Genomic DNA, 14,978 nt, shown 5'->3' on the forward strand with positions numbered 1-14,978 from the left:
GGATATTGGCGTCTACCTGATGGACTACTACAACCGGCAGCGCCCTCATACCTTCAATGGCGGCATGCCACCCGTGATGGCGGAAGAAAAACTTAAAATACTGTCCGGGATTAGTTGACCACTACAGTCATCCTCTAAGAAGATGACTCGTTGGCCGGTCGAGATGGGCTTGAAGAGAGGGTCGACGACCGGTCGACCTGAAATATAGGGAACCTGGAACCCGCATACACGCCAATGTAGTGCAAGACGGAACTTGCGAGGGGGTGCGCTCTTTCGCCAGGTGTTAGCGCTTTGGGTTCGGACTCAAGAAGAGTCCAAAGGGACCAACTGATGACCGTCAGTTGGCAACGGGGTACGACGTCATTATCAGCTAGTCCCCTAGGTTCATCAAGCCGCCTGGCAAAGAAGGTGTGCCTTGCCACACGGGCAGCTGACGTTACTCCTCTTCTCGAACAACCCAGCTCTCGACCGTGTCAGCGCCGTGCTGGTTTTTCCAAGCTTTGAGAGCTTTATGATTCCCTCCGCGAGTCTCGATCACTTCTCCGGTTTTGGGATTCTTATAGGTCTTTAGCTTCCGCTTTCGTCGCCCGTTCGTTGCAGACGATTGAGACGCGGAAAGGGAATCATTGGGCGATAATAAGTCGATAACATCCCTCGCCTTCTTGCCATACTCCGTCATCAACTCTTCGAGTTTACTTTTGAACTCGAGCTCGTTCTTCAAACGCTGATCGCCTTCCAAGGCTTTGAGCTCTTCCGAAAGCTGCTTAAGTAATTGCTCTTTCTTCGTGTACTCACTCAATAACGACACGGGTCATAACCTCAAATTTATCGAATTAAAGGACGGGATTATACCATGATGAACGTCAAACGCTCTGCTCTGCCAAATGAAACCCTGGTATCCATATACAATGTTGTTCAAGTGGAGTTTCTTTTCCTCTTCGCTGCTTTCTCCGGGGAGTGACGTTGAGGCCTTGGTTTTGAAATTGCTTTGGTGCCCTCGCAGTCGGGGTAGCGGGAGCACGACCAGAAGGGGCCATTGCTGCTCTTTCGCTTGCGCATCTTTGCCTGGCACTTGGAACAGGTTTCGCTGGGTGCCTCGGGAAGATTCAGCTGTGGACGCTCAAGCGCGATTCCGATGAGCTTGTCGAGCAGAACGCCCTGTCGCTCCATAAAATCGTCCAGCGTCATCGTCCCTTCGGCGACCTGATCCAGCGCCTGCTCCCACAACGCGGTCATCCCCGGATTACTGATCTGCGGCGGCAGCGCCGCAATCAGTCCCTGCCCTACCGCCGTCGAGACAATCGTGCGCCCCTTTTTCCGAATGAAGCCTCGCTTCAGTAGCGTCTCGATGATGCCGGCGCGGGTCGCCTCGGTGCCGATGCCGGCGCTCTCACGCAGTCGCGCCCGCAACCGCTCGTCGGTCACGAACCGGGCGGCGTTCTTCATCGCCGAGATCAACGTGCCCTCGGCAAACGGCTTCGGCGGTTGGGTCTGACGATCCTTCACCATGAGATCCACAACCGCGCAGCTCTCCCCCTGACAGAGAGGCGGGAGCGCCTGCGCACCGGACGCTTCCTGCTCGTCGTCGTCACTGTCCTGCCCTTTGCCTTTCCCTCGGGGGAACAGCGCTTTCCAGCCCTCGACCCGCACCTGTCGCCCGGAGGCCACGAACGTTTCGCCGGCGAGATCCAGCTGCGCATCGGTCTGGTCGTATTCGTGGGCGGGCAGGAACTGCGCCAGGTAGTGCCGACGGACGAGATCGTAGACGCGAAACTCCTCCTCGCTCATCCGATCAATGCGGCAGGGTACCGTCGTGGGAATGATCCCGTGGTGAGCCGTGATCTTGCTGTCGTTCCAGACGCGGCTCTTGAGAGTTTGATCCAGGCGCTCGATCACCGGTGCGAGCTTCTCGTCCGAATGCAGGAGCGCCGTCACGACGGCCCCGACCTCGGACAGCATCGACGTTGGCAGGTAGCGGCAGTCAGTACGCGGGTAGCTCGTGGCCTTGTGAGTCTCGTAAAGCGACTGAGCGATGTTGAGGACCTGCTGGGCACCGAAGCCGAAGCGTTTCGAGCATTCCTGCTGCAGCGTGCCAAGATCCATCACCAGCGGCGCGCTTTCGCGTTTTCGTGAGGTCTCAACGGATGCCACCGACGCCGATGCTCCCTGGCACTGGGCCGCGACCGCACGCGCCGCCTCCTGGTTGATGCTCCGGCCTTCCTCGTCCAGCCACGCCTCATTGGTAGGCATCCATTTGCCCTGGAACTGGCCACCCTGCGCCTCCAGATTGGCCACGACATCCCAGAACGGCTTGGGCACGAATCTCGCGATTTCCTGATCCCGCCTCACGACCAGAGCCAGCGTCGGCGTCTGTACGCGGCCCACCGACAGCACACCCTGGTGGCCCTGCTGCTGAGCCAGCACCGAAAACGCACGGGTCAGATTCATGCCAACCAGCCAGTCAGCGCGTGAGCGGCCCAGCCCTGCCTGATACAGCGGGTATGTCGACTCCCCTGGACGAATGTTGGCCAGCGCCTTGCGAATCGACGCCTCATCTAGCGCCGATAGCCAGAGCCGGGAGACGCGCCCCCGGTAACGGCAGGCGTCCAGGATCTCGCGACCAATGGTCTCGCCCTCCCGATCGGAGTCAGTGGAGACGACCACTTCGCTGCACTGCTTGAGTAGCCCCTGGATGACCTTGAATTGCTTGCTGGCATCCTTGCGCACCGTGTTCTTCCATTGCGCCGGACGGATCGGCAGCGACTCCAGTGACCAACGCTTCAGCGCTGGATCGTAGGCCTCGGGTGGGGCTTGCTCGAGGAGATGACCGAAGGCCCAGGTAACGACGACGCCGTCCCCCTGCAGGCAGCCTTCGGCTTTGCGTGTCGCCCCCAGAACCGCGCCAATATCGCGTGCCTGAGAGGGTTTTTCGCAGAGGAACAATCGAGACATGACGCCGGGCCTCACAGAGTGTGTATGGCCTCAGCGTGCCGGGCTGGATCAACAGAATCAGTGGGAAATGTTAATCGGGGTGGAGCAGATAATGCGCATCATCGATGATCCAGGCTTCCGCACTGCCGTGGGCCGCACCGCGCGTATTGTCTTCGGCCACGCATGCGACAGCAGGATGCTGATTCAGCGCTAGGGCCAATCGCTGAGCCAGTATGCCGTTGAATGGGATGTCGGCATCGAGCCAGAACCACTGCGCCGTGGTGGGGTTATCGATCGTTATGATCTCACCGCTGACCCAGCGCATGGGGATCAGGTATCGACCCTGGGCGGGCTTGAGGCTCGTAGGTTTGAGCAGGGAGCCATCGGGGGCGAGACGACACTCGACTGTGTCACCCAGAATGGATCGAATATCCGATTCAACGCGTAAGCGCTGATCATGATGGGGTCGAACAAAGAACCGTTGATAGGCGGCAACGTCACTCTTTTGTATCATCGAAGACTCCCAGATTCAGCCACTCGACGACTCGGCCAGTCGCCTGCTTGTCGTCGAGTTCTGGAGCATGTAGCCCAGCTGTCCATCCAGGCTCCAACCATCCTGGATGGTGAAGAAGTTAGGTATGGACGATCAGTCTACCGCAACTTTGAGACGCCGGGTCAGCGCCGACTCCATGGCATTGCCATCGTAGAGCGTTCGCTTGTCGGCGGGCGCCCAGCTGTAGTGGATACGTGATCCAGATCCATCTTTCTCGATTTGCACACGCTGCACCAGGTCGTACTGGGTACCACCGATGGTCTGTTCTCCGTAGTCCCCTAGATCATAGTAGGCGCCCGGCGTCGTTTGGTGTTTCCACGCCGAGTCGTTCATTTGCCAGTCTGACATCGTGTTGCCTTTCTCGAAGTCGCCCGGGGACCGGAATCCCATGGCCGACTTGACCCTGGCATAGGCGGTATCGACATCGACACGGGAGTCGATGTCGACCGAACCGCTCTGACTACCCAGGTTCTTGGCGTCGACCGTTTCTCCCTCAGCATTGGTTGCGACTTTCTGCGGCGTCTCGCTGGGATCATAGTTCAGCGGCTCCCCCGTCACCGGATTGTCAAAGCAGGTGACACAGACCCGTTCGAATAATAGTGATCCTGCGCCGCGCAGCCGGCAAGAGCTACCATCCCCGCTGCCAATACCCAGTGCCTCATCCCACCACTCCTTGTCCGTCTCATGTTGAGCCTGCCTTCATGCAAGCGTCTCCGCTCGTCTCCGCTCACCCTGAATCGTTCGAGTCAGCGCCCACCGGGTTATCCCACTCCCCCTCCGGTCCAGCGGCTTTGGCATAGGCACCCTGTTGCGGTGCCTGCGTCGATGACGGCTGACGGAGCGGTTGCTGCCCCGGCTCGAGCACGACCTGGGCGACGCGAAATGGCAGCATGCCGATGCGCACGGCCTGGACCTTGAACTGCGAACGGTTTTCGCCTTCCCGATCCTGCCACTCGTCAAGCACCATCCGGCCCGAGACCATGACTCGCATGCCCTTCTGATAGAGCTGTGCCCACTGCTCGACGTCGCGATGCCAGATCTCGACGTTGGCCCAGAACCCGCCCTTGTCGACGTTACCGGTATCGGTCGGCACCGGATTGTCGAAGCGGACGTTCAATCGCATGACGCCACGCGGTGGCTGATTGCCGTTGGGTGCAAACATCTTCACTTCTGGATCCGAGCCTATGTTCCCCTCGCCCATGAAATGCGTGCTCATCGGTATCTCCTGAATCGAATGAATACCCGACTACAGTGGCCGCGAGCGGCAAAGAACGTCAGCGGTTAACGTTAAGCGAAACAGCGGACCATTCCTGGCCGTCCAAGGTGTCAGACCATGGCCTCGATCTCGTCGAGATCATTCAGCAGCCGATTCAAACGATCGACTTGGCGAGTCGCCGCCGCGATCTTGGCATTGAAGATCGCGCGCTTGGTCTCGATCTCGACCAGCTGACGCTTCATGCCTACCGAAACATCGCCGTACTGCAGCACGGCCTCGAGCAGACGCCGCCCCATCTGGGTCTGTGCCTTATCGCGCCACTGCACTGCGCGAACGCGCCCCCCACTGTTGTTATGCGGTTTGAGCCAGAGACCCGCCTGAACCACCGTCCGGTTGTAGCGGTTGGCAAAGTCCGCTGCTTCTTGCCACATCCGCCGGCACTCCTCGTCCAGCTCGTCGCGAAACCGGATCATCTCTCCCTTACCCTTAAAGGGTTTTAAAAGGCCCTTTGCGTACTGATTCAGTGCAAAGTCCTGACGCTGTTCCAGTGCGGTCATTGCGCTCACGGTCCTGTCCTGTATTCGTTTCCTGAAGGCTGGCTACCCCACCAATCCTGCGGGAAGTGATTACAGTGGAATCACCCTGGCCTGGCATCCCACCGTCCTGCGGGAAGTGTTTCCGGGGGAAACACCCTGGTCTGCCATCCCACCGTCCTGGGGAAGTGTTTCCGGGGGAAACACCCTGGCCTGGCATCCCCAATCAATATCAGCTCTCGGGCTCTCCGGGCTGGGTCAGCAGTTGATCGTCGTCCAGGTCCGCGCCTTCGAGCTTATGATCCTGGTCACTGCCGGTTTGCAGGCCGGCTTCGCGTCGGATCGTTGGCGCGAACTCGCTGCGGCGCGTCCCTTCCAGGATGTCCTGCGGCAACTCGCCGTATTTCTCGAGAGCATTTCGAGCCTTGGCATTGTTAGCCGCAAAATCGTCACGCGTCGCCCCGCTGAATCCGGGGAACTTCACTGGTGCATAACACAGCGAGCGCAGAGCGTGGCCGCCTTGGTCGCGGATCATCGCGCCACGCTGCTTATTGCCCAGCAGTCCAATGTGATGGGCCAGCAGCACATCGCGCACGATGCTGTCGTACTGCATTAGCAACATGACTGCCTGCCAGCCCATCTGCCCGCCGGTAAACACAGGCGTTAAGAAGGGCTGCTGACTGACGTTGCGGCTGACATCGAGCCCCTCCGGGATCTGCTTCAGCACACTGCTCATTCGTGTTTCCAACTGCTGAAGCGATTGCCGGGTCTCGTCGACCTTTTCCTCGAGCATGAGCAACCAGCTGTCGGCATAGGGGTCGTCACGGCCAGCGGCCTGATGAACGCGACCGGCAAGCGACAAAAACTGTTTGAGACCGACTACCTGCGGCTTGCCGCTCTCGACCCCACGTCCGTGCCAGGCAAGCACCGCCGGGTAGGTGTGCAGGGTCATCTCGATCTTGCTGCGTAGCTGCCCTACACGGGGCTCAGTGCTGGCCATAGTCACTCCTGAGTCGCTGATGCACTGGATGGGATGCCAGCATCAACGTTCACCAGGCGTCGCCCTACCGAAAACGTTAAACGCGATCGCAAAGATTTCTAGCGCCGCAGTCCCAGCCGCTTGAACATCTGCTCGCGTGCCTGCTCGGTCGCCGCTGAGATCGGCTGCGGTTCAGGCTCATCCAACGCTACCGGCGTTCGAACCGGCACCACCGGCGTGGCGACAACACGGTTCTGTTCGGCACGGGTACCAGTATTGCCACGCCGCTTGTCGGCAATGCCGCGCCCGTGGCGCGTGAGCTGGAAATTGTCCGAGGCGGCACGCTTGGCCAGGGTATGCAAAAAACCTAGGGTGTTTTTCACCTTGCCAGCGTCGACCCGTCCGGCCGCCTCGTCGATCACCGCCTGCTGCATGTCGGTCGACAACCCCGTCAGCAGAAACGCGACCGATTCACGCTCGTCGGCAGTCAGTTCGAGCGGCCAGCTCCAGACCAGCGAGGTGGCGTCCGGCTCGCGCGCGGTGGTTTTACATACACTGTTTGCATAACTACGTACTGTAGGGTTTTCTGCGTCGGAAACTGTGTCATAAGCGCATGATTTACCAATGAGTTTCCGCTGGAAACTGGGATCATCTGCCTCTGGAAACTGCCCGGGTTTCCGCTGGAAACCGGGAGGCTTTGCCTGAGTTTCCGCTGGAAACTCGGCACGACTCTGCCGCTGGGCTCGCTGATCGATGACGTCCAACCGGGTCGGCATCTCGAGTACGCCTCCCTCGGCCAGCTCGTTGCGCACGAGTTGCGCCACCTCGGCAACGTCGCGGTTGTGATGTCGAGTACAGCGGATGACGTACTCGATGTACTCGGCATCAAGCGACAGTGACTCGGCCGGCGCCAACGGTTCGTCGTGCAGCACGTAGACGTTGCCGATCATGCGGCCGTTGTCGGTGTTGCGCGCTTTCATGCCCAACGTCATCCAACGGGTCAGTCGCAGGATCGCGATGACTCGCGCGACGGTCTTGCGCGACGCCTTGCGATTCGCGCCGGATCGCAGCAACGGCTCCAGCTCGTCGTAGGTAGGAAACGCCGTGGTGCGATCGGCGTTCGACAGCAGACGAATCATCTGCCAGCCGAGCACGTCGACCGCACCCAAGCGCTGATCGAGCAGTAGCGCTCGAGGAACGGTTTCATGGGGATTGCCCATGAAGAGAAGGCCGTCGAGTGGGTGGTCCTGACCGTCCGACGCCGAGGCGGCCTGGCCTCGGCGTTGGGTCATGGATGACGCGGCGCGCCCGATGAGTGCGTCAAAATGTTTCATCAAGCCACCCCTTCACGCACCACGCCCTCGTCTTCGGCCGGCAGGCTCTGCTGACGGGCCTGCTCCGGTAGGGTCCACTGTTTGATGAGAGTCCAGATCACGGCCAGTGGCAGCTCGACTTCCTCGGCCAGTACCAGCATGCCTCGAATGTCCTCCACGGCACTGGGACCGGCGGGATCGTCGGAGATGGTCTGCCAGCGGTGATAGGCTTCGTGCTCGACCTTCTCCTCTGGCATGGGCAGTCGACCCTGCCGGCTCGGCACCCCCAGCAGGGTGCGTCGAGCCGAGCAGTCGTTCGGCGTCAGGCCGAAGAAGGTGGCCAGCATCTGCACGCTGGCCCCGTGACGAATGCAGTGATCGACCAGCCCGTCGCGATCCTGGTCGCGATCGACGCGGCGTAGCGCTGCCTTGAAGGTGTCGTGATCCAGCTCGAATCGGGCGACGCCCGGAAACTCGTTGATCAGGGACTCAATCTCGCAGGCCCGTAGACGGCTGAGACTCTGCAGCTCGTCGTCGCGGAACCCCAGCGCTCGGGCGCGACGCATATCACCTTCGCGGATCAGGACCAGCGCCTGGTTGAATAGCGCATGATTGAGTTGCGGTGTTGCCATCACGAATCCCCCTCTGCATCGAGCACGTCACGCAAGACCCGAATCAGCCGGGTCAGCCAGAACACACGAACGAAAAGACCGTCGGGCAAGCGCACGTCAGTGTCACCGTGACTGCCCACCAGTTCGCCCAGCAGCGAGATGTCGCTCGGCAACACCGGGTCGATGTTGCCCTCGAGGCCGGCGAGCAGTTGCCAGACGAGCTGCGCACGACGGCTGGGAGCGCCTTCAAGCGGGTCGAGTTCAAAGCCGAGGCCCTCTCGAGCGTTGAGGCGGATGACCTCGCTGGACCCGCTCGCGTCGATACCGGCCCAACTAGCCAGCACCTGAACCACCTCGCCGATCTGCATGCGCAGATCCCGGGCGTTGCGGCGCCAGGTCGGGATGTGCCAGAGATCGGTGATCGGCGAGATGCGACCACCGTCTTGAAGCGGCACGCTCTTGAGCGCCGCCGCTTCGAAGTCGATTGCCTCCTCGCCATGCTCCTTCGCCTGCCAGTGCCGTAGCTGGCGATGGCCCTCGGTTTCATGATGCGGTGAGAGAGTCAGGTCGGCGGCGATCGTGGCCTGCTCCTCGGGAGAACGTGTGGGTCGAGGATTGTGTTCCTGTAGAAGACCGTCGGTATCCAGCAACCCGCCGAGGCCCTCGTTGTCATCCTCTCCGACGCCAAACCCTTGCGGTGCCACCGGCGGTCGCTGGTTCTGGGTCTCGAGTTCGGCGTTGCGCTGCTCGAGCTGATCGAGCTGGGCGCGCATCAGCTTCATGGCGAGGGACTCACCCGCCCCGCCGGATTCCGGCACACCGCGTTCGGTGGGCGACTGTGCCGGCGAGGAATCGAGATCGGTATGGCCATCGCGGAACGTCAGATCGTCGACGTCGCCACTATCGCCGACTGACTGATGGGATTCATCCGACGCATTCGACGTCGATGGCAGCGAGGGTGATCCCGACGACTTGCGGGGGGATGAGGTGCCGTCGTTGGACGCCTCCTGCTTGGTCGGATAGAGATGACGCTCCTGGGGATGACGCAGGCGCTCCAGTTCACTGTCGACCGTGGTCCAGATATCGTTACGTTCTTCTTCCGTTGCCGCCCGGGCGTACTTGCGCACGGTGAACCAGTTCTTCCACGCCATGTCGATGGGGTTGAAGTGCAGTCCGGTGTGCTCGTTGAGCATGCCCTTCAGGCGATCCTCGACGAGGTTCCAGCGGAACTCGGTCTGGCCCTCGTGATCGATCTGGGCCATCTCCTCGTGCCAGGCCTGAGCAAAGTCGCCGTCGACGACATTGCTGGCCCAGGGCTCGCCTTCGCCAAGATCGTCGGCGTGCGCGATCCAGAAGTCCGCGCAGCGGGTCCAGCACTCGTCGCAGAACTGGCGGTAGGAGATCAGCTTCTCGATCTGCCCCTTGCCCATGCCGGCGTCGAGCGTCAGTGGCAGGGTCGGCAGGAAATGCTCGATGGTGTAGAGCATTTTCGAGATATGGCTGTGATTGATGGTGTAGCCCAGCACGCGCAGGCGCTTGGTCAACTCGCGCTGGGAGATGGTCTCGCCGGCCTCTTCCTCGATCATGCGCTTGGCCTCGAAGATGCCGCGCGCTCGCTCGATCCAGCTGAGCTGACCCCGGTTGTCGTTCTCAGCCAGGTGGCCGGCGAGGACGTTGATCTCTCCCTGCCACGGGACGAAATGGCAGTCCTGGTGGTAATAGCGCTTGTCGCCAGTCTCCTGATACAGCTCGTTGAGGATGCTCAAACGGGTATTGCCGCCATCGGAGATCATGTAGCGGTCATCGCCGGGCCGTTGCGTGACGGTCAGTTTCTGCTTGAGTCCGACCGCCTTGATTGACTCTTTGATCTCGTTGTACTTCGGGTTGTGTTGCGTTCTGGGATTGCGGTCATAGGACCGCAACTGATCCAGCGTCAACGACATCGCCTGTTCGCGGGTCGGTGCCGGCAAACGATCAGCGGGCTGACTCCTGAGCGCCGGACCCGGCTGGTTCAGCTTGGCCGTGATCTGATCGGGGGTAACGGATGATTTACTCATGAGGTCCACTCCGGCTGGCGCGAGGCGCAGCCATCAGAATCGAAAAAATGGTTCAACTGCTGGTTCAGACGACCGATGCTCTGCGTCAGCCCGTGGAGGCTCAGATCGCTGCGCGTTTGCGGCGGATGCTGCTGGCAAAGCGCCTGCAGGCCACGACGCAGATCGAGCAGGTTGTCGTTGACGATCACCAGCAGCTCGAAATCGCTGAGATTGAAATACTGAAGCTGCGCCCAGCGCAGACAGTGATGCGGCTGCATCTCCAGTCGGCTGGCCCGGTCACAGGCCATGTGAAACATCAGCCAGGTATCGGCAAGCAGCGCGCGCAGCGCATCGTTGCGCTTGTTCCTGGCCTGGGGATGGGCGGCGAACCAGGACTCGAGCGTCTCGACCCAGCCGGCGAACGGGTCGAGCAGCCCCAGAGCCAGGCACTCCCGCCCCAGCAGATACCGCTCGATATTGTGGCCATTGGGCTCGCGTGTCGGAAAAGCGACGATCTCAGCCATGGGGCAGCTCCTTGTATCGATCACGATCGACACCGCCATGCAGGCGCGCATTGCGACCGGCGGCGTAGCCCCGAGCCATTGCCCGCTGATCGTCACGGCGTTGGCCGCGATCGATGGCGTCCATCGCCTCGAGTTGGGGATAGAAGCGCTGCTGGAAGTGTTCGATCGCCGCGACGGTATCTTCCGTCTTCTGCACCGGCACGATGTGCTCGAACGCCCCCGCGACCCATGCCAGGGCATAGGCATCGGCCCGACGAATCTTGGTGATGCGCTTGGCTCGCTTGTTCATCCCGTTCAGGAAGGCCTTACGATCGGCGATCAGCTGACGCTGTAGCACCTCGAAGGCATAGGCCGCGATGCGCACCTGACTCGCCTCGCCCAGGAACGCGAAGTAGCCTTGCCAGCCCTCGAATGTCGGACGTGGCTCGTAGACGGTAGCGGTACCGAAGGCGGCATTGCTTAGGGTGGCCAGATGGTCGAGCCAACGTGGTGGCTTGCGTCCGGTCGGTGACTTGACGGCCACTCGGTCGATGGTCGACGCCGCGACATCGATCTCGCTGACACCGTACTCATCCATCAGGTGCTGCGCCTGACGCAGCGCCGTGCCGGCCTCGTGCTTATTGGCCGAGCGTGACAGCGCCAGACAACGCTCGATCTTGCGAAGGATGCGGTCGGGAATCATGCCTCGTCCCCCTCATGTCGCTGTACCCTGCGTAGCCGTGCCAGCACGTTCTTCTCGGCACGCGCGTCGCTGGGCGAAAATCCGGTAAACACGGGCGGGCAGCCCGGCTTGATGAAACGGACGTGACCGCCACGGGTGCGCTCGACAAACCAACCGTGATCGACGGCATAACGCACGACGCGCTTGAGCGCGCGCGTCGAGCAGCGAATCGGCAATGCGTCAGGCATGGGCCACCTCCCCTGTCACTTGGTCGGTGTGATCGAGCTGCTGACGAAACAGATCCAGTTGCCCTTCTAGCGATCGAATCAGTCGATCCCTTTCGCCTCGGAGCAAGTGACATTCGCGATTGAGTCGCGCGAGTTCGTCGCGCTTTTCAGCAAGCCGGATTTCGAGATCCTGAAGTTCCCTAACCGAGCAATTCATGACCGTCCCTCCTGCACCTGCTTCCACGCCAGAGACTCGAAGCGGGTGCTCGAACCCACGAACGTGAGATGCACTGTGCCGGTGGGACCGTTGCGCTGCTTGCCGATGATCAACTCCGCAAGGCCCTTGTTGTCAGGTTCATCGGTGTTGTAGACCTCATCGCGGTAGACGAAGCCGATGACGTCGGCATCCTGCTCGATTGCGCCGGAGTCGCGCAGGTCGGCCATGCAGGGACGTTTGTTGGGACGATTTTCCAGCGTGCGGTTGAGCTGCGAAAGCGCCACCACTGGGCAGTTGAGATCCTTGGCCGTGGCTTTGAGGATGCGAGATATCGCGGAGATTTCGTTGTTGCGGTTCTCGCAACCCGGCTCCTCGAGCAGCTGCAGATAGTCGATCAGGATCAGGGCAGGCTTTCCGTGTCGGCGCATCAGCCGGCGGGCGCGCGACTTGAGCGAGGTCGCCGAGAGGCCGCTGGAGTCATCGACGAACAGGCGTTCCTCGAATCCCAGTATGCGGTTAGTGGCCGAGGTCAGCTTTTCCCAGCCACCGTCGTCGAGCTGCCCCGAGCGCAGTTTGCTCATGTCCAGCCGTCCCATGCTCGCCATGAGACGCAGCATCAACTGTTCCTCGGGCATCTCAAGCGAGAAGACGAAGATCGGAGCGGTGGCCAGCTCGGTGCGACCGGCCGTGGCGACCAACGCATTCTCGACGAGGTTCATCCCCAGCGTGGTCTTGCCCATTGCAGGCCTGCCTGCGATGACGATCAGGTCGGAGGCCTGCCAGCCGCAGGTAAGATCGTCGAGATCCTTGTAGCCGGTCGGCGTGCCGGTGATGCCGTCCTTGGCGTTGGAGGCCCGATCGATGGTATCGATCGCTGCCGTCAACGCGGAACGTATGCCCGTTTCCTTGCCTTGCCGGTTCTCAGCCAGCTCGAACAGCTGGCATTCAGTGGCCTCGATCAACGCCTGGCTGAGCTGCTGCCCATCCAGCGCCCGCTGGCTGAGGTCGCGGCCCATGTTGGCCAGCTGCCGCCGACGCTGGTGCTCACAAACGATCGCAGCGTAAGCGACCACATTGGTAGCCGACGGCGTATTGCGAGCCAGCTCGGCCAGATAGGACAGGCCCCCACAGGCCTCGATATGACCATCGCGCTCGAGCAGCTCAGAGAGTGTCACGACATCCAGCGGCTTCTCGTCGTGCGATAGCTCCTCCATCGCCTTGAAAATCAGCCGATGCGGATAGTGATAGAACGCTGAGGCGTCAACGATCTCGCAGATGTCGTCCCATTTCGTGTTGTCGAGCATCAATGCGCCCAGCGTGGACTGCTCCGCGTCGATGCTATGCGGCGGAAGAAGCCCCATGACCTCAGCCTCGATAGCCGCCGGGGATTGGATCTCAATGGACATGACCCACCCCCGATTTCCCGGTGCCCGGTTTACGGTTTGGGGAGACAGCGCCCACCGCGCGGATGGCATCGGCCCACTCGGGGTAAAGATCGACCGCCACGGCCTTGAGCTGATCGGCGCAGGCTGGCGCCTTGCGGCTATATGGCTTGCGCGGCTCAATCCGGTGGACAGGCAAGCCCTGGAGCGCCGCTGCACGATAGGCGGAGAGATTGACGAGAGGCGTCTCAAGCACGCTGATACCGTGGTCTTCGACCTCGGCATACATGGTGCGGATGCTGTCCGATATATCGCGGGCGTCGCGGAGCTGGTCGGTCATCTTGTTGAGCAGTATGGAGACCGGGGGCACTTCGAAGCGGGTATACCGCGCCAACTCGCGCAGCTCGTTGAGCATGCCTTGAGTGCCGCGCACGAACTCACGAGCCGTGAGCAGTTCTGGAACGATGGGAGAAATCAGCCGATCGGCGGCCATCACGGCCATCTCGAGGATGACGGAGCGCGCGCCTTGGGTGTCTATCAGGATGGCGTCATAGCGATTGGCGAAACGATCGAGGAGATCGATCAGCCGGAAGCGACCATTCGGGGCGTTGAGCAACAACTGCTGCAGCTGATTCCGATAGTCGTTGGAGACGATGATGTCGAGATTGGCGATAGCGGTTTGAGAGATGATCTGATCGAGATCGACCATCTCTGTCGCGAGCAGCTCGTACACCCCGCCTGGGGCCGGCTGGGACAGCTCATAGTAGGAAGAGAGGGTGGGCTGGGAATCCAGGTCTATGAGAAGGACCTGAAGACCGGCATCGGCCAGGAGTCCGCCAAGATTGGCCGTTGTGGTCGTCTTGCCGACGCCGCCCTTGGAACACACTGTCGCGGAAACACGCATAACTACACCTCGTCCAATCATGAATGGAACGAGTGCAGAGAGAAAATGACGCTACAATTTGTGTTGACTGCCAAACAGAATGGGATCTGAGAAGTGGTGGAGCGTTCACATCATACGAGGTGATACGCTCTAACCAATGCTTCTATCTCTAAGCTCTGGTGCCGACACCAGGAGTCGAACCCGGGACCTACTGATTACAAGTCAGTTGCGGCCTCTAAGTCGGCTGGAATAGCACAGTTGCCACGCGCTACGAAGAATGTCTGTGCCCAAGCGTGCAAGGAGACACGAATCTGCCTTCACTCTATTGCACTACATTGGCGCTTAGAATCATGGCTGTCGGCCCAGCGGATGTCAACTTTCTCATGTACATCCGCTTCCCTCACGCCTGGCAGGGAGCTACAGCCCCCTGCCAAGAGGATCTCATCAGACGGGGGGCCTCGCATTCAGCGCGCGACGCATTGCCTCGACGTCAGGATGGACGTACTCCATCGTGGTTCGAATATCGGTGTGATTGAGGATGTTCTGGGTGAGATGAATGTTCCTCTCGGGGCTATCCATGAGGCTGGTCCCGAGGAAGTGCCGGAAACGGTGAGGAGACATTTTGTATCCGGCCAGCTCGGACAATGACTGGAAGAAACGCTCTACCTGCCATGTATCCATGGTAGTCCGCTTATGCCTTTGGCTGAAGCGGTTGACGTTGAACAGTTGGTCTCTACGTTTAAACCCAGCACTGTGTGCGGCAACTATCAGCTCGTAGAGGTGAGGTGTAGTGGTCCAATGACACCGGACATCAGCATAGGTGGTAATCTTGCCACCATTAGCGAGGTGTCTGATGAGCAGGAAACGACGATCTTTTACGCCGGAATTCAAGCAGGAAGCAGCCTGTGTGGT

Annotated in this window: 16 protein-coding genes; all 16 read right to left on the reverse strand. The window is 60.5% G+C overall.

What is annotated here, in order from left to right:
• Positions 1-436 precede the first annotated feature (436 nt).
• Positions 437-808 (reverse strand): histone-like nucleoid-structuring protein, MvaT/MvaU family, encoded by a 372-nt coding sequence (locus ACUN9V_RS19355; RefSeq protein ID WP_445512595.1) that lies wholly within the window; start codon positions 806-808, stop codon positions 437-439.
• A 107-nt stretch (positions 809-915) separates the two neighbouring features.
• Positions 916-2,952, reverse strand: a complete 2,037-nt coding sequence (locus ACUN9V_RS19360) for a DNA topoisomerase III (RefSeq protein ID WP_445512596.1) — start codon at positions 2,950-2,952, stop codon at positions 916-918.
• A gap of 70 nt (positions 2,953-3,022) precedes the next feature.
• Positions 3,023-3,445 (reverse strand): hypothetical protein, encoded by a 423-nt coding sequence (locus ACUN9V_RS19365; RefSeq protein ID WP_445512597.1) that lies wholly within the window; start codon positions 3,443-3,445, stop codon positions 3,023-3,025.
• A 132-nt stretch (positions 3,446-3,577) separates the two neighbouring features.
• Positions 3,578-4,042, reverse strand: coding sequence for a hypothetical protein (locus tag ACUN9V_RS19370; protein ID WP_445512598.1), 465 nt, complete (start codon positions 4,040-4,042; stop codon positions 3,578-3,580).
• A gap of 169 nt (positions 4,043-4,211) precedes the next feature.
• A complete protein-coding gene (locus ACUN9V_RS19375; protein WP_445512599.1) occupies positions 4,212-4,700 on the reverse strand; it encodes a single-stranded DNA-binding protein in 489 nt (162 codons plus the stop codon).
• A gap of 110 nt (positions 4,701-4,810) precedes the next feature.
• Positions 4,811-5,257, reverse strand: coding sequence for a DUF3158 family protein (locus ACUN9V_RS19380; protein WP_445512608.1), 447 nt, complete (start codon positions 5,255-5,257; stop codon positions 4,811-4,813).
• Positions 5,258-5,465: 208 nt separating this feature from the next.
• Positions 5,466-6,233 (reverse strand): PFL_4669 family integrating conjugative element protein, encoded by a 768-nt coding sequence (locus ACUN9V_RS19385; RefSeq protein ID WP_445512600.1) that lies wholly within the window; start codon positions 6,231-6,233, stop codon positions 5,466-5,468.
• A gap of 98 nt (positions 6,234-6,331) precedes the next feature.
• Entirely contained in the window at positions 6,332-7,546 is a 1,215-nt protein-coding gene (locus ACUN9V_RS19390; RefSeq protein ID WP_445512601.1) for an STY4528 family pathogenicity island replication protein, read from the reverse strand.
• Positions 7,546-8,157 (reverse strand): DUF2857 domain-containing protein, encoded by a 612-nt coding sequence (locus ACUN9V_RS19395; RefSeq protein WP_445512602.1) that lies wholly within the window; start codon positions 8,155-8,157, stop codon positions 7,546-7,548. Before ACUN9V_RS19395 ends, ACUN9V_RS19390 begins: the two co-directional genes overlap by 1 nt.
• On the reverse strand, positions 8,157-10,193 hold the full coding sequence (locus ACUN9V_RS19400; protein ID WP_445512603.1) for a ParB family protein: 2,037 nt from the start codon (positions 10,191-10,193) through the stop codon (positions 8,157-8,159). The genes ACUN9V_RS19395 and ACUN9V_RS19400 overlap by 1 nt, the downstream gene beginning before the upstream one ends.
• Positions 10,190-10,696, reverse strand: a complete 507-nt coding sequence (locus ACUN9V_RS19405; RefSeq protein ID WP_445512604.1) for a hypothetical protein — start codon at positions 10,694-10,696, stop codon at positions 10,190-10,192. The genes ACUN9V_RS19400 and ACUN9V_RS19405 overlap by 4 nt, the downstream gene beginning before the upstream one ends.
• Positions 10,689-11,378 (reverse strand): DUF2786 domain-containing protein, encoded by a 690-nt coding sequence (locus ACUN9V_RS19410; protein ID WP_445512605.1) that lies wholly within the window; start codon positions 11,376-11,378, stop codon positions 10,689-10,691. The genes ACUN9V_RS19405 and ACUN9V_RS19410 overlap by 8 nt, the downstream gene beginning before the upstream one ends.
• On the reverse strand, positions 11,375-11,605 hold the full coding sequence (locus ACUN9V_RS19415; protein WP_295036902.1) for a type II toxin-antitoxin system HicA family toxin: 231 nt from the start codon (positions 11,603-11,605) through the stop codon (positions 11,375-11,377). The genes ACUN9V_RS19410 and ACUN9V_RS19415 overlap by 4 nt, the downstream gene beginning before the upstream one ends.
• A gap of 192 nt (positions 11,606-11,797) precedes the next feature.
• Positions 11,798-13,195 carry a replicative DNA helicase gene (gene dnaB, locus ACUN9V_RS19420; RefSeq protein ID WP_445512609.1) on the reverse strand — a complete coding sequence of 466 codons (1,398 nt, stop codon included), beginning with the start codon at positions 13,193-13,195 and terminating at the stop codon, positions 11,798-11,800.
• A 1-nt stretch (position 13,196) separates the two neighbouring features.
• A complete protein-coding gene (locus tag ACUN9V_RS19425) occupies positions 13,197-14,087 on the reverse strand; it encodes a ParA family protein (RefSeq protein WP_445512606.1) in 891 nt (296 codons plus the stop codon).
• A gap of 423 nt (positions 14,088-14,510) precedes the next feature.
• A partial coding sequence (locus tag ACUN9V_RS19430) for a site-specific integrase (protein WP_445512607.1) occupies positions 14,511-14,978 on the reverse strand: 468 nt, incomplete at its 5' end.

Source organism: Salinicola sp. V024, assembly GCF_052645315.1.

Coding starts and splice junctions, on each gene's coding strand:
- ACUN9V_RS19385 (WP_445512600.1), bottom strand. CDS start 6,233: ATGGCCAGCACTGAGCCCCGTGTAGGGCAGCTACGCAGCAAGATCGAG.
- ACUN9V_RS19380 (WP_445512608.1), bottom strand. CDS start 5,257: ATGACCGCACTGGAACAGCGTCAGGACTTTGCACTGAATCAGTACGCA.
- ACUN9V_RS19400 (WP_445512603.1), bottom strand. CDS start 10,193: ATGAGTAAATCATCCGTTACCCCCGATCAGATCACGGCCAAGCTGAAC.
- ACUN9V_RS19365 (WP_445512597.1), bottom strand. CDS start 3,445: ATGATACAAAAGAGTGACGTTGCCGCCTATCAACGGTTCTTTGTTCGA.
- ACUN9V_RS19410 (WP_445512605.1), bottom strand. CDS start 11,378: ATGATTCCCGACCGCATCCTTCGCAAGATCGAGCGTTGTCTGGCGCTG.
- ACUN9V_RS19375 (WP_445512599.1), bottom strand. CDS start 4,700: ATGAGCACGCATTTCATGGGCGAGGGGAACATAGGCTCGGATCCAGAA.
- ACUN9V_RS19360 (WP_445512596.1), bottom strand. CDS start 2,952: ATGTCTCGATTGTTCCTCTGCGAAAAACCCTCTCAGGCACGCGATATT.
- ACUN9V_RS19390 (WP_445512601.1), bottom strand. CDS start 7,546: ATGAAACATTTTGACGCACTCATCGGGCGCGCCGCGTCATCCATGACC.
- ACUN9V_RS19425 (WP_445512606.1), bottom strand. CDS start 14,087: ATGCGTGTTTCCGCGACAGTGTGTTCCAAGGGCGGCGTCGGCAAGACG.
- ACUN9V_RS19415 (WP_295036902.1), bottom strand. CDS start 11,605: ATGCCTGACGCATTGCCGATTCGCTGCTCGACGCGCGCGCTCAAGCGC.
- ACUN9V_RS19405 (WP_445512604.1), bottom strand. CDS start 10,696: ATGGCTGAGATCGTCGCTTTTCCGACACGCGAGCCCAATGGCCACAAT.
- ACUN9V_RS19395 (WP_445512602.1), bottom strand. CDS start 8,157: ATGGCAACACCGCAACTCAATCATGCGCTATTCAACCAGGCGCTGGTC.